Source organism: Lentzea sp. NPDC058450, assembly GCF_042721395.1.
Lineage (GTDB): Bacteria > Actinomycetota > Actinomycetes > Mycobacteriales > Pseudonocardiaceae > Lentzea.
The window spans coordinates 24,518-43,543 of the sequence record NZ_JBHXLO010000036.1 but is presented as its reverse complement, the minus strand read 5'-3'; the positions used below and the strand labels follow the sequence as shown (position 1 = coordinate 43,543).

At 70.4% G+C, this 19,026-nt stretch carries 20 protein-coding genes; 10 read left to right on the top strand and 10 right to left on the bottom strand.

From position 1 onward, the window contains the following. Positions 1 to 13: 13 nt before the first annotated feature. Entirely contained in the window at positions 14 to 1,435 is a 1,422-nt protein-coding gene (locus ACFWNN_RS38160) for an FAD-dependent monooxygenase (protein WP_382444833.1), read from the top strand. Here the strand turns inward: ACFWNN_RS38160 and lysA are convergent. The 3 genes from lysA to ACFWNN_RS38145 all read right to left on the bottom strand — a co-directional run bounded on the left by lysA (position 1,415) and on the right by ACFWNN_RS38145 (position 5,328). After that, the gene (gene lysA, locus ACFWNN_RS38155; protein ID WP_382444832.1) at positions 1,415 to 2,725 is read right to left on the bottom strand and encodes a diaminopimelate decarboxylase; all 1,311 of its coding nucleotides are present in this window, start codon (positions 2,723 to 2,725) and stop codon (positions 1,415 to 1,417) included. The two genes, ACFWNN_RS38160 and lysA, sit on opposite strands and share 21 nt — an antisense overlap. Positions 2,726 to 2,836: 111 nt before the next feature. After that, complete coding sequence (locus ACFWNN_RS38150) at positions 2,837 to 4,345, bottom strand: amidohydrolase family protein (protein WP_382444831.1); 1,509 nt, start codon at positions 4,343 to 4,345, stop codon at positions 2,837 to 2,839. A 68-nt stretch (positions 4,346 to 4,413) separates the two neighbouring features. Next, the gene (locus ACFWNN_RS38145; protein ID WP_382444830.1) at positions 4,414 to 5,328 is read right to left on the bottom strand and encodes a glycoside hydrolase family 16 protein; all 915 of its coding nucleotides are present in this window, start codon (positions 5,326 to 5,328) and stop codon (positions 4,414 to 4,416) included. A gap of 92 nt (positions 5,329 to 5,420) precedes the next feature. On the opposite strand from ACFWNN_RS38145, the gene ACFWNN_RS38140 reads away from it, so the two are divergent. Both ACFWNN_RS38140 and ACFWNN_RS38135 read left to right on the top strand, forming a co-directional pair. Beyond that, positions 5,421 to 5,999, top strand: coding sequence for a uridine kinase (locus ACFWNN_RS38140; RefSeq protein ID WP_382444829.1), 579 nt, complete (start codon positions 5,421 to 5,423; stop codon positions 5,997 to 5,999). Positions 6,000 to 6,069: 70 nt separating this feature from the next. Beyond that, a complete protein-coding gene (locus ACFWNN_RS38135; RefSeq protein WP_382444828.1) occupies positions 6,070 to 7,593 on the top strand; it encodes a hypothetical protein in 1,524 nt (507 codons plus the stop codon). On the opposite strand, the gene ACFWNN_RS38130 is transcribed toward ACFWNN_RS38135, so the two are convergent. The 3 genes from ACFWNN_RS38130 to ACFWNN_RS38120 all read right to left on the bottom strand — a co-directional run bounded on the left by ACFWNN_RS38130 (position 7,575) and on the right by ACFWNN_RS38120 (position 11,705). Next, positions 7,575 to 8,543, bottom strand: a complete 969-nt coding sequence (locus tag ACFWNN_RS38130; RefSeq protein WP_382444827.1) for a zinc metalloprotease — start codon at positions 8,541 to 8,543, stop codon at positions 7,575 to 7,577. The genes ACFWNN_RS38135 and ACFWNN_RS38130 overlap by 19 nt on opposite strands. Before the next feature lie 69 nt (positions 8,544 to 8,612). Continuing rightward, the gene (locus ACFWNN_RS38125) at positions 8,613 to 9,731 is read right to left on the bottom strand and encodes a winged helix DNA-binding domain-containing protein (RefSeq protein WP_382444826.1); all 1,119 of its coding nucleotides are present in this window, start codon (positions 9,729 to 9,731) and stop codon (positions 8,613 to 8,615) included. Further along, entirely contained in the window at positions 9,732 to 11,705 is a 1,974-nt protein-coding gene (locus ACFWNN_RS38120) for an MMPL family transporter (protein ID WP_382444825.1), read from the bottom strand. A 55-nt stretch (positions 11,706 to 11,760) separates the two neighbouring features. Between ACFWNN_RS38120 and ACFWNN_RS38115 the strand changes: the two genes are divergently transcribed. Next, positions 11,761 to 12,204 (top strand): MarR family winged helix-turn-helix transcriptional regulator, encoded by a 444-nt coding sequence (locus ACFWNN_RS38115; RefSeq protein WP_382444824.1) that lies wholly within the window; start codon positions 11,761 to 11,763, stop codon positions 12,202 to 12,204. On the opposite strand, the gene ACFWNN_RS38110 is transcribed toward ACFWNN_RS38115, so the two are convergent. After that, entirely contained in the window at positions 12,197 to 12,775 is a 579-nt protein-coding gene (locus ACFWNN_RS38110) for a maleylpyruvate isomerase family mycothiol-dependent enzyme (RefSeq protein WP_382444823.1), read from the bottom strand. The two genes, ACFWNN_RS38115 and ACFWNN_RS38110, sit on opposite strands and share 8 nt — an antisense overlap. A gap of 112 nt (positions 12,776 to 12,887) precedes the next feature. Further along, on the bottom strand, positions 12,888 to 13,538 hold the full coding sequence (locus ACFWNN_RS38105; protein WP_382444822.1) for a fasciclin domain-containing protein: 651 nt from the start codon (positions 13,536 to 13,538) through the stop codon (positions 12,888 to 12,890). A 271-nt stretch (positions 13,539 to 13,809) separates the two neighbouring features. Between ACFWNN_RS38105 and ACFWNN_RS38100 the strand changes: the two genes are divergently transcribed. Continuing rightward, positions 13,810 to 14,265, top strand: coding sequence for a peroxiredoxin (locus ACFWNN_RS38100; protein ID WP_382444821.1), 456 nt, complete (start codon positions 13,810 to 13,812; stop codon positions 14,263 to 14,265). A gap of 251 nt (positions 14,266 to 14,516) precedes the next feature. Further along, entirely contained in the window at positions 14,517 to 15,011 is a 495-nt protein-coding gene (locus ACFWNN_RS38095) for a methyltransferase family protein (protein ID WP_382444820.1), read from the top strand. Positions 15,012 to 15,017: 6 nt separating this feature from the next. Here ACFWNN_RS38095 and ACFWNN_RS38090 read toward each other — a convergent pair whose 3' ends face one another. Together ACFWNN_RS38090 and ACFWNN_RS38085 are read right to left on the bottom strand one after the other, a co-directional pair. Then, the gene (locus ACFWNN_RS38090; protein WP_382444819.1) at positions 15,018 to 15,719 is read right to left on the bottom strand and encodes a M23 family metallopeptidase; all 702 of its coding nucleotides are present in this window, start codon (positions 15,717 to 15,719) and stop codon (positions 15,018 to 15,020) included. Further along, positions 15,719 to 16,186 carry a hypothetical protein gene (locus tag ACFWNN_RS38085; protein ID WP_382444818.1) on the bottom strand — a complete coding sequence of 156 codons (468 nt, stop codon included), beginning with the start codon at positions 16,184 to 16,186 and terminating at the stop codon, positions 15,719 to 15,721. Before ACFWNN_RS38085 ends, ACFWNN_RS38090 begins: the two co-directional genes overlap by 1 nt. 141 nt (positions 16,187 to 16,327) lie before the next feature. Between ACFWNN_RS38085 and ACFWNN_RS38080 the strand changes: the two genes are divergently transcribed. The 4 genes from ACFWNN_RS38080 to ACFWNN_RS38065 all read left to right on the top strand — a co-directional run. After that, the gene (locus ACFWNN_RS38080; protein ID WP_382444817.1) at positions 16,328 to 17,308 is read left to right on the top strand and encodes an NlpC/P60 family protein; all 981 of its coding nucleotides are present in this window, start codon (positions 16,328 to 16,330) and stop codon (positions 17,306 to 17,308) included. 25 nt (positions 17,309 to 17,333) lie between these two features. Further along, the gene (locus tag ACFWNN_RS38075) at positions 17,334 to 17,795 is read left to right on the top strand and encodes an HIT family protein (RefSeq protein ID WP_382444816.1); all 462 of its coding nucleotides are present in this window, start codon (positions 17,334 to 17,336) and stop codon (positions 17,793 to 17,795) included. Positions 17,796 to 17,862: 67 nt separating this feature from the next. Then, positions 17,863 to 18,216, top strand: a complete 354-nt coding sequence (locus tag ACFWNN_RS38070) for a BlaI/MecI/CopY family transcriptional regulator (protein ID WP_382444815.1) — start codon at positions 17,863 to 17,865, stop codon at positions 18,214 to 18,216. Then, positions 18,213 to 19,026, top strand: an 814-nt coding sequence (locus tag ACFWNN_RS38065; protein ID WP_382444814.1) for a M56 family metallopeptidase, incomplete at its 3' end; no start/stop codon positions are given. The genes ACFWNN_RS38070 and ACFWNN_RS38065, both read left to right, overlap by 4 nt.

Below are 19,026 nucleotides of genomic sequence, written 5' to 3'. Positions count from 1 at the left end.
CACTTCGCGGCCGATGCCTGAATCTGTGGATTTCGACGTGATCATCGCGGGGTGCGGGCCCACCGGCGCCGTGCTCGCCGCGGAACTGCGACTGCACGACGTGCGGGTGCTCGTCGTGGAACGCCAGACCGAACCGCCGCCGTCCCTCGTGCGGCTGGTCAGCCTGCACGTGCGCAGCCTGGAGCTGATGGCGATGCGCGGGCTGCTCGACCGGTTGCTGGCCCTGGGCCGGCGGCGCCCGGTGGGCGGGGTGTTCGCCGCGATCCCCACGCCCGCGCCTCCCGACCTGGAGTCCGCGTACCTGCTGGGGATTCCCCAGCCCGTGGTGGACGGCGTGCTCGAAGAACACGCGATCTCGTTGGGCGCGGAAGTGCGGCGCGGGTGCGCGGTCGTCGGGTTCACCCAGGGCGACTCCGTGACGGTGGAGCTGTCCGACGGTTCGTCGGTGCGGGCGCGGTACCTGGTCGGGTGCGACGGGGCGCGCAGCACGGTCCGGAAGGCGCTCGGGGTCGGGTTCGTCGGCGAGCCTTCGCGCAACGACACGTTGATGGGCGAGCTGGAAGTCGGGGTGCCGCACGAGGAGGTCGCCGCCCGCACCGCCGAGATCCGCGCGACGATGCCGTGGTTCAGCGTCAGCCCGTTCGGCGAGACCTGCCGTGTCGTCGTGCCGGCGGTAGGGGTCAGCGAGGACCGCGAAGCCACGTTGGACGACTTCAAGCAGGCGCTGCACGCCATCGCGGGCACGGACTTCGGCGTGCACTCGCCGCGCTGGCTGTCGCGGTTCGGGGACTCGACCCGGCTGGCCGAGCGGTACCGGGACGGCCGGGTGCTGCTCGCGGGCGACGCCGCGCACATCCACCCGCCCGCCGGTGGCCAGGGCCTCAACCTGGGCGTGCAGGACGCGGTCAACCTCGGCTGGAAACTCGCGGGGCTGCTGGCGGGCTGGGGAACGGAGGCGGTGCTCGACACCTACGAGACCGAACGGCGCCCGGTCGCCGAGGACGTCCTGAACAACACCCGCGCCCAGGTGCTGCTGGCGTCCGCCGAACCGGGCGCCCAGGCCGTGCGCAGGCTGCTCACCGAGCTCATGGACCTCGACGAGGCCAACCGGTTCCTGATCGAGAAGATCACCGCGATCGGCATCCGGTACGACCTCGGCTCCGACACCGACCAGGTCGGGCGCCGGATGCCGGACGTGGAGCTGACCGAGGGCACGTTGTACGACCGACTGCGGCACGGGCGTGGGACGTTGCTCGATCCCGGTGGGCAGCTGTCCGTCGGCGGCTGGGCGGACCGGGTGGACGTCATCGTGGATGCCGCCCTGGACGGTCCGGTGTTGCTGCGACCGGACGGCTACGTCGCGTGGGCCGGGGACGGTCCGCTGGAGGCGTGTCTCGCCCGCTGGTTCGGGCCCTCAGAGGTAGCGGCGCAGTAGGTCCTCCTCGGTCTCGCGGCGCACGATCGGGCGCGCGACGCCGTTGCCGACGGCGATCACGGGCGGGCGGCAGACCTGGTTGTAGTTGGAGGCCAGCGCGTGGTGGTAGGCGCCTGTGGCGGGCACGGCGAGCAGGTCGCCGGCGTGGACGTCGTGCGGGAGCAGGACGTTCTCGGCGAGCACGTCGCCCGCCTCGCAGTGCCTGCCCACGACCGTGACGGGCTCGGGCCTGCCGCCGCGACCGATCAACCTGACCGCGTACCGGGCGCCGTACAGGGCGGGACGCGGGTTGTCGCTCATGCCACCGTCGACGGCCACGAACGTCCGGGTGGAGCGTTTGACCGCGCACACCCGGTAGAGCGTCACACCGGCGTTCGCGACGATCGACCGTCCGGGCTCGATGAGCAGACGTGGCGGCGGTACGCGGTGCACGGCGCACTCGTAGTTGAGCGCGCCGACGATCCGGTGCGCGAACCCGGCGAGGTCGAAGCCGGCCTCACCGGCCAGGTACGGCGCGCAGAAGCCGCCGCCGAGGTCGAGCTGCTCGATGCGGGTGCCGCAGGAGGCGATCAGGCCCACCATCCGGCGCACGGCTTCCTCGTAGCTCGCCACGTGCCTGACCTGCGAACCGATGTGGCAGTGCAGGCCGACGAGCTTCAGCGACGGCTGTTCGACAACTCGCAGGATCGCCTCCAGCGCGGCACCGGACGCCAGTGAGAAGCCGAACTTCTGGTCCTCGACGCCGGTCGCGATCTTGGCGTGGGTGTGCGCGTCGACGCCCGGCGTCACCCGGATCATGACCTCCTGCCCGTGCGTCGCCAACGCGCCGAGCTGGGCGATCTCGTCCAGCGAGTCGACGACGATCCGGCCGACCCCGTACTCCAGCGCGGCCTTGAGGTCCTCGGCCGTCTTCACGTTGCCGTGCAGGATGATCCGGCTCGGGTCGACACCCGCCGCCCTGGCCAGCGCGAGCTCGCCCGCCGAGGAGACGTCGAGGGACAGGCCCTCCTGGCTCGTCCATCGGTAGACCTCGGGGCAGGGCAACGACTTGCCCGCGAACACGACCTCGGCGTCCGGCAACGCGGTGGTGAACGCACGTGCTCTGGCGCGGACGGTCGCCTCGTCGAGGATCTGGCACGGCGTGCCGAAGCGGGCCGCGAGCTGCGTGGCCGGGAGTCCACCGATGACGAGGTCCCGGTCGGCGAGGCGCGTGCCGTCCGGCCAGAGACCCTCTTCCAGCACCGGTTCGGTGGAACATCCGATGCTGGGCAACAACTCGGCGAGTGTCATGCGACCAGCACACGCCCGGCGCGGGCCCGTGCCCAGGTCCCGGACGGGACCCTGACACGGGCGGCCTCCGCTTTGACGCGATCCTGACGGCGCTCGTGGCGGGCGCCACTCTCAGTGGAGGCAGCCTCCGAGCGTGCGTGGTGCCTCGACGGGCTCCTTCGCCGCCTCCTCGATGTCCTTGAGCAGGCGGGTCCGGTCCTGCGGCCCCAGGTAGCGGCCGCGACTCACGACGGCGTGGACGCGGCCGACGTTCGTGATGTCCCGCAACGGGTTCGCGTCCAGCACGACCAGGTCCGCCTGCTTGCCCGGCGTGACCGTGCCGCTCTCCTGCTCCCTGCCCACGCAGCGGGCGGCGTCGACGGTGGCCGCCCTGAGCGCCTCGGCCTCGGTGAGCCCGGCCTGGACGAGCAACGCGAGCTCGTCGTGCAGCGAGAAGCCCGGGAAGACGTAGGCGAACCCGGCGTCCGTGCCCGCCACGACGCCGACGCCCGCGTCGTGCATCTGCTTCAGCAACCGCATCCGGGCGTCGCCGAACCGCTGGAGCTCGGCCACCTCCTCCGGGGTGCGGGGCGGGCGGCCGGACATGATCAGGTCCCACTGCGCGCGCAGCTCGACCGGCATGTACCGCATCCGCTCCAGCGCCTTGGGGTCGTTGACGATGTGCTCGGGCGAGCGGGACATGTTCCGTTCGACGAACAACGTCGGCGACTGCCAGGTGCCGTTGCGCGCCATGTCCGCGAACAGCCTGCGGGCCCGGCGTTCGGAGTGCGTGGCGAGCGCGGCCCGTTCGATCCTGCCTGCCTGACGGCCCCACCAGTTCGGGTCGGCCGGGTCGTCGGGCAGCGCGTTCAGCTGTGCGTAGAGGGCGTCCGCGTTGTCCGAAGTGGACGTGAACAGGTTGTAGAGGTGTTCGTGCGTGTGCTGGTCGAGCGCCCGCTGCACCGGAACGCGTGCGGGCACGTGGCCGGCGAACGGGATGCGCGCCCGGCGGGCCTCGTCGGCGATGGCGGCATAGCACTCGGGCGAGAGGAACGAGTAGACCTTGACGAAGTCCGCTCCCCCGTCCTTGGCCCTGTGCACGGCGGCGCGGGCCTGCTCCGGGGTGCTGACGATGTCGGAGCCGGGCCAGATGGAGCCGGGGCCGTCGACGATCGCGCTGGCGACGACCATGCGCGGGCCGAGCACCTCGCCTGCCTCGATGCGGCGGCGGGTGTCGTGCGTCTCGGGCATGCCCCACATCTCGCGGATGCCGGTGACGCCCTGGAGGACGTGCAACGGCGCGAGGGTGGTCTCGAAGAAGGTGGCGTGGGTGTGCAGATCCCACAGGCCGGGGATGACGTACTTGCCGGTGACGTCGATGACCGTGACTCCGCGCGGCAGGTCGCGGAGACGGCCGGCGGCCAGGATGCGATCCCCCGCCAGCACGACGGTCGAGTCCGGCACCGGCGGGCGACCCGTGCCGTCGACGAGAGTGGCTCCGCGCAGCACGGTCACCCCGCCGACCGCCGCCGAGTCGTCGGCCGCAGCCCAGGCAGACTGCCCGGCTGCCGTGAGCGCCGCCGCCCCCAACGCCCCTTTTCCCAGCCAGGACAACACATCCCGGCGTGCCAGATCCCCCACTGCGCCACCTTCCCCCGAAGTCCCTTCCACGCTAGCGACTTCGGGGAGGTGGCGCAGTGGGGCTGTCCCTACGGTCGGGTCCACACCGCCACGTAGTCCACCAGCATCGGGCGACCCGGTGTGGTCTGCGCGGTCGGCGTCGTCCGTCCCGCCACGCCGTTGGGGAACGCGCCGCCCATCGCCACGTTCAGCAGGATGAAGTAGCCCTGGTGCGAGGTCATGTTGTTCCACGACGTGGCGTCCATCTGGTTCTGCCGCACGGTGTGGAACTGCTGGCCGTCGACGTACCACCGCAGCTGGTTCGGGCTGACCGAGCGGTCCCACTCGAAGCGGTAGGTGTGGAACGCCGACTGGCAGGTGCTGCCGGGGCACGCGCGCGACGCGCCGAGGCCGTTGGTCTCGTTGCACGGGCCGCCGGGGTTGACGCCGCAGTGCAGGACGCCCCAGACGGAGTTGACGCCGTTGACGTTCTCCATCACGTCGAACTCGCCGATGCTGGGCCAGTTCCAGTAGTTGCCGCGGTACGGCGCGCCCAACGCCCAGAACGCGGGCCAGTAGCCGAGCGCGGGCGTGCCGGTGATGTTGGGCATCTGGATGCGGCCCTCGATGCGCAGGACGCCACCGGCGGGTGCCTTGAAGTTGGCGCGACGGGTCTCGATGCGGGCCGACGTCCACTCGCCCGAGCCGGACCGCAACGGCGTGATGCGCAGGTTGCCGGAGCCGTCGAGGGCGAGGTTGGCGCGGTCGTTGGTGTAGCGCTGGATCTCGCCGGTGCCCCAGTTGCCGGGGCCGCCGGGGTAGCCGTGCCCGGTGTCGACGATCCAGTTGTTGCTGTTCGGGGCGCTGTTGTTGGCCCCGGTGAAGTCGTCCGACCAGGCCAGGGACCAGCCTGGCGGGGTGGGCGGGACGGCTGCCTGCGCGATGCCGCTCAGCGGGAGTATCAGGGCCAGCCCGAGCAGGGCGCGCGTGAGTTTTCGAGCCACGACGATGACCTCTCTGTCACGATCGTGCGGCAGCGGACTTCCATGGAAGCGCTCTCACGCCCCGCTCGTCAACTCTGTGGCATGGTGCGTGGATGGACGAAGTAGCCGATCTGCTGCCCGAACGGGGTCTGGTCGCGGTCGACGGCGTGGACGGCGCGGGCAAGACGACGTTCTGCGACGCGCTGGCCGGCGTGCTGCGCGCACGGGGCCGTGAGGTGGTGCGGGCGTCGGTGGACGACTTCCACCACCCGCGGGCGATCCGGTGGCGGCGCGGGCGGACGTCGCCGGAGGGATTCTTCCTCGACAGCTTCGACTACGACCGCTTCGCGGCGCGGCTGCTCGTGCCGTTCGCCGCCGGACGGCCGTTCCAGCGGGCGAGCCACGACCTGGCGTCCGACGAGTACGTGGAGGCGCCGTTCGAGCAGGCGCCGGACGCCCTGCTGCTGGTGGACGGGATCTTCCTGCACCGCGACGAGGTCGTGGACCACTGGACGTACTCGATCTTCCTGGACGTGGAGTTCGCGGTGTCGGTGGCGCGGATGGCGGTGCGCGACGGCAGCCCGCCCGACCCGGACGACCCGCGCAACCACCGGTACGTCGAGGGCCAGCGCCTCTACTTCGCGGCGTGCGAGCCTCGGACACGCGCAAGCCTCGTGCTCGACCACAACTAGGCCGTTGCATCGGAAACCGATGTGGCGAAAGCGATCCCCCGAGGTGTGCACGGCGTGATATCCACTCGCGGTGATCAACCCCGTGACCCGTGCCGAGACGTGGCACCGGCCTGCCAACTCCGGCTACCCGGACCCGCTGAAGATGCTCGGCTACGAGTGGCCGCGGGTCGAGGAGCTCCGGGCCACGCCACGGGACCGGTGGCCCTCGCCGGACGCGTTGCCGGACGTGCTGGAGAAGGTCGCGGAGCTGTTCGAGGAGTGCGGCTGGGACGACTTCGCGCTGCGCACGCACGTCGAGGTGCTCCAGTTCCGGCGCGAGTCCGGTGATCCGGTGAAGCTGCGGCGGGTGCTGACCCCGTTGCGCGCCAACCTGATGCGACAGGAACGCTACGAGGAGGCGTTGCCGGTCGCGCTGGAGGAGCTGGACTTCGCGTGGCAGGTGGCGGTGCCGGGCGACTACAGCACCGAACGGGCGAACGTGGCCCGTTACTGGGTGATCGATCTGCTGGGCAAGCTCGGCAGGCACGAGGAGTCGGCGCACCACGCCGCCGCGGCGATCGAGGAACTGCGCGACCAGGGGCCGATCCAGCACGCCGCGCCACCGGGGTACCGACTCGCCCACGCCCACAGCGAGCACTCGAGACGGCTCGAGGTGCTCGGCGACTTCGACCAGGCCGCGTCCGCTCGCGCCGTGGCCGCGGCGTTCTGGCGGGAGCACGCGGACGAGGCGACCCTGAACTGCTACCTCGCGTTGGACGAGCTGAGCCGTCTCCAGCTGCGCCTCGGCCGTTTCGAGGAGTCCCGCGCGTCCGCCGTCGAGTCCGTGGAGGTCATGCGACGCGGAGCGGAAAACGACGACTGGCACCTGAAGACCCTGCACGCCGGTGCGCTGCACAACCACGGCAACCGCTTGCACGCCTTGGGGTTGGACGAGGAGGCGGTGGTGGCGGCCCAGGAGGCGGTCGCCGCCTACCGCACGCTCGCCACGCAGGCCGAGCGCCGGGCGTTGATCATGAAGATGGAACTGCACACGTCGCTCGCGCTCGTGAGCCTCGGCAGCCGCCTGCACGACGTGGGCCGGGTCGGCGAGGCACTCGCGGCCAGCGACGAGGCACTGGAGATCGCCTCGCGGCACGACGACCGCGAGCTCGGCCGCAGGGAGCTGGCGCGGGCGTGGAACAACAGGGCGAGCCTGCTGCTCACACTGGAGTCCCACGTGGAGGCTGTCGAAGCCGCCTCCCGCAGCCTCGACCTCTACCGGACGGCTGAGGGCAAAGCGATGGCGCGCAACACGTTCGCGCTGGCCTCTGCTCGCGTGGGCTCTCTCGACGCCGCGCTCGAAGCGTCACTGAGGTCGGTCGCGGAGTACCGGGAGTGGACCGCCACCGACCCCTACGAGTACACGTGGCTGCTGGCCGACGCGCTGACCGACCACGCGATCATCCGCTCGCTGCGGTCCGAACGCGCTGAAGCCGGGGCGGCGATCAGCGAGTCCCTTGTGCTGCAAGAGGAACTCGCCGCCGCCAACCCCGGCCGGTTTCAGCGGGAACTGGATCGTGCTAAGTCAGTCGCGGATCACTTGCCGGAGCGGTAGGCCGTCCAAGCGCTCTGCATCCGGGTGTTCTGGCCCGGCGTGAACTGGTTGTAGCAGTCGTCGTACGAGTAGTCCATGTAGTTGTGGATCGGGTCGAGGCCCGCGCGCGAGCACGAGTCGCGGCCCTCGGGGCAGCCCGAGGTGGAGCTGGTCTGCGCCGGGGTGTCGGCGACCTCGTCGTTGGTCACGGTGCAGCCGCCCTGGAAGGTGTGCCAGAGGCCCATCCAGTGGCCGACCTCGTGCGTGACCGTCTTGCCGAGGTTGAAGTTCACCTCGGAGCCGCCGGGCACGGTGGCGTAGTCGACGACGACGCCGTCCATCTTCGGGTCGCCCTTGTACCAGGTCGGGAACGTGGCGAAGCCGAAGCCGTCGATGTCGGTGAACCAGACGTTGAGCGTCGCGGCCGTGCCGACGCGGGTCTGGGTCTTCATCTGACGCTCGGTGGTGGCGTTGTCCGCGCCGCCGTTGAACCAGGTGTTGTTCGTGTAGCGCTTGGTCTGCTGGGTCACGAACTTGAAGCCGGTGTTCGCCGCGGCGCTCGACTCGGCGCCCGCGAACCCGTCGTTCAGGACCTTGAGCTGCTTGGCGATGGTGGCGTCGGAGATCGCGCCCTTGCCGGACGTGGTCGTGACGACGTGCCAGACGACGTTGATCGTGCCGCCGGCGGCCAGGGCGGCGACGCCACCGCGCTGGTTGGCCTCCATGACCTTCGCGCGCAGGTCGGCGTTCATCTGCGCGGCCTGGGCGTCGGAGATCTCGTTGCGGTCGTGACCCGAGCTGCCGGGCCTGCCACGGGCAGCCGAGTGCTCGTCGGCGTGGGTGTCAGCGCATTCAACAGAGCCGGAGCCGACGGCGGTCGCGGCGGGCGAACCGCCGAGCAGGGTGATCGCGCCGGCCGCGAGCAGACCGGCGGCGAAGGCCGGCAGCACGCGCTTTCTCGTGAGAGACATTGAACTTTCCTCCATGCAGGGTGGAGGAATAGTGACTCACGCATGGGTCCTTTGTGGATCTTGACGTTTTCACACAGTACGAACGGCGTGGGCCGGAAGGCCGCTCCACCACCGGGAATAACGCCGGTACACCTGCGGTTCGCGCTCACCGAGCAGCTTGCGCAACGCTGTCGCCTCTTGAGCGATTCCGTCCCATTGATGCTCGTCCAGGGCGTGGAATGCCGTCACCTCAACGTCTCCGGCCTCGGTCGGGCGCCACACCCCGGCCACGTATCCGTCAACGAGAAGTGTCGGCAGTGTGTCGCCGTTGTTGCGGATGACGACCTTGCGGTATTCGTCCGGAATGATCCGGCTTCGATCGGCGTAGGCGAGCAACGTGCTGTCCCACATGGCCATCAGCCGCGGCGGCGCAGACGTGTCCTCATCCGGAATTGTCCGGTTTGGAACGTCGTAGTACTCGCCGTCCTGGACGAGCTCCAGCGACTGCAGGGCTTCCCGGATGGTGGTGCGCGGCAGCATGCTGAACTGGTTCATGTCGAGCACGGTCGCCGGGCCGAAACCGGTCAGGTAGCGGCGGAGCATCTCGGCGACGGCCGCCATCCGTTCACGCGGCTCGGTCGTCACGGACTGGTAGGCGGGCCGCAGCCCGAATGCCCACGGCCCGCCCGTCGGCGCGTGCACGAGCCCGCCGTAGGTCCGCAGCGCCCACCAGACGCCGGGCTCACCGACGTCGCCGACGTGGGAGTGCAGGAGTTCCTCGATCTCGGCCTTCTGGCGCGGGGTCGAGGCGAACTCCAGCAGATGTTCGAGCACCGCGTCGGCTTGCTCGATCGTGACGTTCATGGACTTGAACCGCTTGTCGTACAGCCGGGACGCCCTCAGCGCGGGCAGCATCGCGTGGTGGAACACCTCGTGGTCCGCGGCCGCGACGGCGTGCAGGGTGATCCGCATCAGCGACGCCTTGCGGACCACCCCGGTCGCGAACGCCTCGTCCAGATCGGCGGGGTCGAAGCCCTCGATCCGGTTCCACAGCGCGAGGTACGGCGAGGCCGGTTCCTGCGCCTGGATCGCGACGATCCGGTCCACGGCGCTCAGCAGGCCGACCGGCTCACGCCCGAGCAGCATCTGCCGGTCGAGCGTGGCGCGGTTGAGCTGACGTGCCGTGTAGGTCATGACCGGAATCTTCACTCACCGCAGCTTGGACGGCCACCAGATTCGCCCGCCGATGTCCACCGACAGCGCCGGCACGAGCAACGACCGCACCAGCAACGTGTCGAGCAGGACACCGAACGCCACGATGAACGCGATCTGCGTGAGGAACAGGATCGGCAGCACCGCGAGGGCCGCGAACGTCGCCGCCAGCACCACACCCGCGGACGTGATCACACCACCGGTGAGGCTGAGCCCTCGCAGCGTCCCCTCGACCGTGCCGAGTTGTTGTGTCTCTTCGCGTACACGGGTCATCAGGAAGATGTTGTAGTCGATGCCCAACGCCACCAGGAACACGAACCCGAACAACGGCACCACGGGATCGGCGCCCGGGAAGTCGAAGACGTGGTTGAACACCAGCGCCGACACGCCCATCGTGGCCGCGAACGACAGCACCACCGTCCCGATCAGCAACAACGGCGCCAGCAACGACCGCAGCAGCAGCGCGAGGATCAGGAAGATCACGACCAGCACGATCGGGATGATCAGCATCCGGTCGTGCTCGGACGTCGTCCTGGTGTCGAGCAACGTGGCCGTCTGCCCGCCGACCTTGGCGTCGAGCGGGTGCACGGCGTCCCGGATCCGGTACACCGTCTCGACGGCGGCGTCGGAGTCGGGCGCGTCCTTCAGCGTGGCCTCGATGCGCACGAGCCCGTCCGCGGTTCCGGACGGCCGCACGTCCGCGACACCGTCCACCTTGGCCTTCTGCACGACCTCGGCGCTCTTCGCCTCGGCGGCGATGATCACGGTCGGCGATCCGGTGCCGCCGGGGAAGTGCCGCGACAGGACCTCCTGCCCCGCAACGGACTCGACCTCGGTCAGGAACACGTCGGACTGCGCCGTGCCGGACGCCTTGAGCTGCGGCAGGAACGCGGCCCCGACGAGCAGCACGATGGTCGTGACGATCCAGATGGCGCGGGGCTTGGTGCGCACGAACTTCGCGACCCGGCCCCACAAACCGCTGGTCTCGGGGTGCGCGGAGCCGAACTTCGGCGCGAACGGCCAGAACGCCGCGCGTCCCAGCAACGCGAGAACCGCCGGCAGGAACGTCATGGTGGTCAGCAGCGCCGCGCCGATGCCGATGGCCGCGACGGGCCCGAGTCCCTTGTTGGAGTCGAGGTCGCTGAACAGCAGGCACAGCACACCGAGGATGACCGTGCCGGCCGACGCCGCGATGGGTTCGATCGTGCCGCGCCAGGCCGTGCGGATGGACGCGAACTTGTCCTGGGTGTCCCGGAGCTCCTCGCGGAACCGGGACACGAGTAGCAGTGCGTAGTCCGTGGCCGCGCCGAACACGAGGATCGACAGGATGCCCTGGCTCTGCCCGTTCAACGCCAGGATGTCGTTGTCCGCCAACAGGTACACCACGAAACTGGCGAGCCCGAGCGCGAACACCGCCGACACCAGCACCACCACGGGCAGCAGCGGACTGCGGTAGACCACCAGCAGGATCAACGCGACCACCGCGCCCGCGACGATCAACAGCAGCCCGTCGATCCCGCCGAACGCCTCCACGAGGTCCGCGACCTGCGCCGCCGGCCCCGTGACCAGCACGGTCAGCCCCTGCGGAGCACCACGCGTCGAGTCCCGGAGCTGGAACACCGAGTCCTTGACGTCCTTGGCCGGATCGAGCAGCACCACGAGCTGCGCGGCCTCGTTGCCGTCCGGCGCCGGGATCACCGGCGACGCCTGGAACCCCTTGGCCTGGTCGGCGAGGTACGTCCGGTCCTGTTCGGTCAGTCCCCCGGCCCGTTCGATGACGACGATCGCCGGGATGACGTTGTCCCGCTGGAACTTCTTCTGCAGCTCGGCGACCTGAGTGGACTCGGCCGAGTTCGGCAGGAACGCACTGCTGTCGTTCTCCGCCACCTCCGACAACTTGCCCGCGTACGGCCCGGTGAAGCCGCCCAGGGCCAGCCAGACGACGAGAAGGACCCCGGCAAGCACACGCATCAGATATTCCTTCGATCGTCGAACGTTTCGATGGCCGAAACAGTAAGCTGTGATCGTGAGCGATGCAACCGACTACGAACTGAGCATGATGCTGCGCGAGCTGGTGATGGAGTCGAACCGGTTCCTGGAGATCTTCAGCGCGGCCCACGAGTTGCATCCCACCGACATGACAGCGCTGAACCTCATCATGACGGCCCCCATGACCCCCGGCACGCTGGCCAAGGCGCTGAACATGAGCGCCTCGGCCACCACCTCGGTCCTGGACCGCCTCGAACGCGCAGGTCACGTGGCCCGCGAGCGAGCCCCGGACGACCGCCGACGGGTAGAGCTCCGGGTCCTCACCGCGGCCACCGAACTGGCCGCGCACTTCTTCGCCCCGCTCGCCCGCGGCTACGCGGCGGCCTGGGCCACGATGAGTGCGGACGAACGAGCCGTGGTCGCCCGCTTCCTGGCGGCCACGATCGAGGCGACCTCCGAGGTGCGCGCCTCGGTCAGCTGAGCCTCCTGGCACAGACCATCAGCAGCAGTTCCTGCGCGGGCGCCTCGACAACGGTGTCGCCCTCACCGAACGCCCAGTCCATGTCGGTGGCCTGGAGGCGCTTCCCGTCGAGGTCGGCGCCGAAGTACTTGACGTTGGCGGGCTTCATGCCGTCGAGCACGATCGCGAGCCGCTCGTGCGGCACCACCCGGCCCAGTCCCAGCGCGACGGTGATGTCGAGGCCGTGGATGATGTCGTGGCTGAGCGCCCCCGCCGGCCCACCGCCGGGCGGCGCCCACGGGTGGTCGATGTTGTTCTTCAGCGAGTCCAGCAACTCGCTCGTCGGCAGCAGGGCGTCCGCGCGGGCCATGCGGTCGGAGGCGTGGTTGAACCGCCCGGCCGACTTGAGCATCTCCCAGAGGACCCTCCTGCCGGACGAGCGGAACGGCAACGTCGTGTGCGCGACGACGTGCTTCACCGTCCAGCCCGCGCACAGGCTCGGCGCCTGCCACTGCTCCTCGGTCAGCCCGCTGAGGAGTTCTGCCTGGTCACGACGTTCCGCGGCGATGGCGGCACGGATTTCTTCGGTCATGGTGGTGTGTACGGACCACACGCCGAGAACTCATCGGTGCGCACGAGAAAACTCCGGGAACCGCACGCGAGGCGCGGTTCCCGGAGTCGCGGTACTGCCGCCCCGGGAGATGTCAGGCGGGGAGCAGGACCGAGTCGATGAGGTAGACGGTGGCATTGGCGGTGTGCACGCCGCCGCAGATCACGTTGGCGTCGTTGACCTTCAGCGCGTCCTTGGTGCCGCTGACCTTCACGGTGCCGGTCTCGACGGTCTTCTGGTCGCCGACGATCTTGTCGGGCGAGATCTGGCCGGGGACGACGTGGTAGGTCAGGATCTTGGTGAGGAGCGCGTCGTCGGTCTTGAGCTTCTCGATCGTCGCGGCGTCGATCTTGGCGAAGGCGGAGTCGACCGGGGCGAAGACGGTGAACTCGGCGCCGTTCAGGGTCGAGACGAGGTTGACCTTCGGGTTGAGCTTGCCGGAGACGGCGTCGACCAGGGTCTTGAGCAGCGGGTTGTTCGACGCGGCGACGGCGACCGGGTCGGCGGCCATGCCCGCGACGGAACCGGCGCCGGACGGGACCTGCTTCGCGTAGTCGGCACAGCCCGGGCCCACGAGGTCCTTGGCCGGGTTGGCCATCGCCGCGGACGAGGACGTGGTGGTCGGTGCGGCGGCGGTGCTGGAGCTGCCGCTGCTCGCCGTGTCGCCCGAGCCGCACGCCGCGCCGAACAGGGCGAGCGAGGCGGCGCCGATGGCGAGAACGGTGTTGCGGACGGTCTTGTTCATGGCGGGACATCTCCAGAGGGTGTTCGGGTGGTTGCTGCAGGTGATTCGCCGCCCCTCAGCGAACGGATGGGTGCGGTTACCGACCCGTTACCGACAAACCCGCCAACCTCGCGCCACCAGCGGGAACATTCCGCCGATCGCCCCTTTCCTCCACTGTGGACGGTCGAGCTCGTTCACTCGTCCGCGTGACAACAGGTTCTTCGACGCGAGCAATCCGGCACGACTCGGGACGCGCTCCAATCCGCCCGGCCCGCGGCTCCGAACCACCACCATGAAACGAGGCGACACCGCTCCGGACTTCACCCTGCCCGACCACGACGGCGCTCCTCGCACGCTGTCCGAGTTCCTGGCCACCGGCCCGGTCGTGCTGTTCTTCTACCCGATGGCGTCCTCCGGCGGCTGCACCCAGGAGAGCTGCCACTTCCGCGACCTGGCGGAGGAGTTCGCCGAGGTGGGCGCGCACCGGATCGGCATCAGCCCGGACTCGGTGAGCAAGCAACGGGCGTTCGCCACCGCCAACGGCTTCGACTACCCGCTGCTGTCCGATGTGGACGGTGTCGTGGCGAAGCAGTTCGACGTCTGGCGACGCTTCAGCCCGCTGCACGCCAAGCGGCGCACCTTCGTCATCGACACCGACCGCCGCATCCTCGACGTGGTGACGGGCGAGCTGAAGTTCGACGTCCACGCCGACCAGGCGCTCACCGTCCTCCGGCAGCGAGCCGCCTAGGCCGCGTCCTGCAAGTTCGTCGGGCGGCAGTAGCGGCCGAGGGACCCGGAGACAGCACCGCCGCCATGCCCGAATACGCCCGGTATGAAGGCATGGCGGCGGCACTGCCTCCGGGTCTCTCGCCCGCGCCTGCCACCTGACGAACTTGCAGGACACGACCTAACCCCGCCGCTCGTCCGTCCAGGTGAGAGTCGCGCCGAAACCACCGCCAGGCCTACCGGCGGTGGTTTTCGCGAGGTAAGCCATGCGGCATGCAGACCAAGAAGGCGGCACTCGGCTCGGCGGCTTTCTTCGTGATCGCTCCCGGCGGTGTCGCCGGGCTCCTCCCCTGGCTGCTGACACGCTGGCGGTTCGAGCCGTTGTGGCTCCCGCTGCGCGTGGCCGGCGTGGTGGTGCTGGCGGCCGCTTTGGCCGTGCTGGTCTCCGCCTTCGCGCGGTTCGTCTCGGAGGGCTTCGGCACGCCCGCGCCGGTCGCCCCGCCGGACCGGCTGGTGGTCGGCGGCCTCTACCGGTACGTGCGCAACCCCATGTACCTGGCGGTGCTGTCCCTGATCCTGGGACAGGCGCTGCTCTTCGGCCAGTGGATCCTGCTCGTGTACGCGGCGGTGGTCGCCCTCGCGTTCACCGCGATGGTCCGCTGGCACGAGGAACCCGTGCTGCTGCGGGACTTCGGCGCCCAGTACGAACGCTACCGGGCCGCCGTCCCCGGCTGGTGGCCGCGACTGCGCCCCTGGTCCGCCGACTGAGCCGCTTCACAGCTCGACGCCGTAGGACCTCAGCCACGCCAGCGGGTCGGCCTTGCGGCCGGCCTGGTCCCACAGTTCGAAGTGCAGGTGCGGGCCGCTCGAGTTGCCGCGGTTGCCGACCTCGGCGATCACCTGGCCCGCCGCGACCCGCTGGCCCTCGTTCACCGCGTAGCTGTTGATGTGACCGTACACGGCGACCGATCCGTCCGTGTGCCGAATCCGCACCCACAGCCCGAACCCGCTGGCGGGCCCCGCGTCGATCACCACGCCGTCCATCACGGATCTGATCGGCGTGCCGATGCGGTTGGCGATGTCGAGCCCGTAGTGCGTGCCGCCCCACCTCGGGCCGTAGGCCGACGTCAGGGTTCCCTCGGTCGGCGCGAACACCTTGACCCTGCGGCGCTCCTCTTCCTCTCGTTCGGCCTTGAGACGAGCAGCGGCGTCGGCCTCGCGCTTCTCCGTCATCCGCAGGCTCTTCGCGAGCTGTTCGACGTCGCCCGTGTGCTCGGGCGGGCGCACCGCGCGCAGCGTCGGTCTGTCCGTGTCACCGCCCGCACCGGTGAAGGCGGCGGACAGCAGGCGGGTCTCCGGCACCGCGGCGGGCTCCGAGGCGTTCGCCTGGAACGCGACGACGGCGGCTCCCGCGGCCACCCCGAACAGGACGAGGTCGGGAGACCAGACCGGTTTCCGCTGAAGGTGGCGCGCCATCAGTCCCTGGCCTTCTCCCCGCTCGGGCCGACGGCGAACCACACCCCGTCCAGGCCGTCGCCCTTCGCGTCGCCCGCCTTCTCGTCGTCGACGTAGCGGTAGAGCGGATGCCCGTTCAGCGTCACCTGCCTCGGGCCCTCCGGCCGTTCGACGATGCCGAGCAGACCGGCGTCGATGCCCGTCGTCCGCTGCACCTCGGCCGCCGTCAGCGGCACCCACCTGAGCGTGCAGTCCGGCGCGACGCAGTGCGTGCGCGGCGGGTCCGTCTCGTCCTTCTCGTAGCGGTACAGGGTGAGCTGCTGGTGGTCGGCGAGCACCTCACCGAGGCCCGGCGCCTCCACGACCTGGAGCTCCATCTTCGGGCCCGGCAGGGTGTCGCCGAACCCGGCGGGCGCGGGTGTGGTCTGCGGGTTCGCCGTGCAGGCACCGACGAGCAGGACCAGCAGCGCGACTCGTCTTCCCGGCACCGGACTTTCCTCCTGTTTCGGACGCTCTCTGCCGAGGGCTACGGACACGACGGCGATCTCGTTCACGACCCCGGACTTCTACTATCGAACTTAGTACTAAGCTCGCGCCGGAAACTATGCCACTTAGTAGATGGAGGCGCGGTGCCACCCCAGCGAGGCAAGCTCTGGCCGATCACCCTGACCGGCGTGTTCCTCGCCGCCGGAGTCCCGGCGCACGCCCAGCCCGCCGACCCGCTCGCCCGCTACACCGAGCTCGGCGCGCAGGCCTCGAAGACCAACGAGGACCTGCTCAAGGCGCGCGGCGACCTCAAGGCGAGGCAGGACGAGCAGGCGAAGGCCGAGGAGGCCGAACGCTGGGCCAGAACCGAGGAGGGGCAGTTCCGCGGGCAGGTCGACCAGCTCACCGCGTCGACGTTCGAGGGCGCGCGGTTCACCAAGCTCTCGGCGATGCTGGTCGCCGACTCGCAGCAGGACTTCATCGAACGCATGTCGGCGCTGGAGCTCCTCGCCGCCGACAACGCCGAGGCGCTCACCAGGCTGTCCACCGCGGTGACCGCCGCCGACGAGGCCAGGACGAAGGCCGAGGAGGCGACCGACGCCGCCGCGAAGCTCGTCGGCGAGGTGGAACAACGCCAGAAACAGCTCGAGGGGCAGATCAAGGAGGTCCGCCGGGCGCTCGGCGCGCTCGACCCCGCGCTCAGGAGCACCCTGGGCCGGGTCAAGGACAACGGCAGCTACATCGGCCCGCCCGGCGCGGCGAACACGGCGCTCCAGGCAGCCCTGTCCAAGCGCGGGTCGGCCTACCTCTGGGGCGGCACCGGGCCCGACCGGTTCGACTGCTCCGGGCTGATGCAGTGGGCCTACCAGCAGGCCGGCATCACGCTGCCGAGGGTCGCCGCCGCCCAGTACAACGTCGGCAAGGCCGTGCCACTGAACGCGTTGCAGCCCGGTGACCTGCTGTTCTACGACGACGGCACCGGCAACCCGGCGACCATCCACCACGTCGCCATGTACGTCGGCGACAACAAGATGGTCGACTCCCCGACCGAGGGCCAGGTCGTCGACATCCGCCCGAGCCGCGGCGACGGGCACCTGATGGGGGCGCGGCGCGTTGCCGGGTGACTCGCGCTCACTGCACGCTTGGCACGTGAATGACCAGGGACCGGAGAAGTGCGTCTTCTGCGCCATCGTCGCCGGAGAGGCCGAGGCGAGCGTGGCCTATGCGGATGACCGAGTCGTCGCGTTCATGGACCTCGGCGCGGTGACGCCGGGGCACGTCCTCGTGGTGCCACGGCTGCACGCCGTCGGGCTGGAAGACCTGGACGAGGAGACGAGCGCACACGTCTGGAGGATCGGCCACCGCGTCGGCCGCGCCCTTCGACGCTCCGGCCTGCGCTGCGAAGGCGTCAACATGTTCCTCGCCGACGGAGAGGCCGCCTTCCAGGAGATCTTCCACTTCCACCTGCACGTCTTCCCACGCTTCCGCGGCGACAGCTTCCGCATCGACGCGGACTGGGCCACCCGCGCTCGCCATCTGCTCGACGAAGAAGCCGCCGCCGTTCGCCAAGGGCTGGACGCCATCGACGCACCACCAGCAACGGGCACCTGATTGGGGGCACGGCGCAATGCCGGTTAACTCACGCTCACTGCCCGTATCCTTCCTGCCTGGAGGTGTCATGCAGGGACTCGGTGAGCTCGAATCGGCCGTCATGAACGTGCTGTGGCGCGACGATCGCGACCGCACGGTCCGCGACGTCCTCGACGAGCTGGCGCCAGAACGCGAGCTGGCCTACACGACGATCATGACGGTCCTGGACAACCTGCACCGCAAGGAGTGGGTCGAGCGGACCAAGGTCAGTCGTGCGTTCCACTACCGGGCCACGATGACCCGCGCCGAGGCCGCCGCACGGGCGTTGCGCGCGGTGCTGGAGTCCACCGGCGACCCCGAGGGCGTCCTGCTGCACTTCGCGCAGTCCGCCACCGACGAAGAGGCCAGCGTGCTGCGCAAGGCGTTGCGGAAGCGCAAGTGACGGTCGCGGTCGCGCTCCTGCTGGGCGCCTTCACGGTCGCGTGGGCCGGGCCGCGTCTGCTCGACCGGCTGCTGGCCCGCCAGGCTCCTCCCGCCGCACTGCTCGCCGGCTGGTTCATGATGGTCGCCGGCTGCCTGGCCACGGTCGCGGCCGCCGCCGTCGTGGTGGTGCTGCCGGGTCACGGCCCCGCGCCGCAGCTCATCGGGCTGGTGCACAGCTGCTGGACGACGTTGCAGCACGGTGGCACGCCCGAGGCCGAGGAGTGGGCCGGGCTCGCGTGCGGCGCGGTCCTGCTCGCCCTCGCGGGCAGGATCGTCGTGTCGCTGGTGCGGCACCGGCGCAGGCAGGACCGCGTGCAACGGCAGCAACGCGAGGCGCTCACGCTGGTCGCGCACCGCCAGCCGGGCGCGATCCCGACCTGGTGGATCCCGCACGACAAGCCGCTCGCCTACAGCCTCTCCGGACGGTCTTCGCTGGTCGTCGCCACGGACGGCCTCAACCAGCACCTCAGCAAGGCGTCGGTCGACGCCGTGATCGAGCACGAACGCGCGCACATCCTCGGCCACCACCACCTGCTCGTGGGCTTCGCACGGGCGTTGGCGTCCGCCATGCCGTGGACGCCGCTCACCCGCCGTTCGCCGGAACTGGTGTCCGCGCTCGTGGAACTCGCCGCCGACGCGGTGGCGGCCCGGGGGGGGGGGGCCCCCCGCCCGGCCGCCGGGGCGGGGGGCCCCCCCCCCCCCGCCCCCCCCCCCCCCCCCCCCCCCCGGGGGGCCCCCCCGGCGGGGGGGGGGGCGGGCGCCCCCCCGG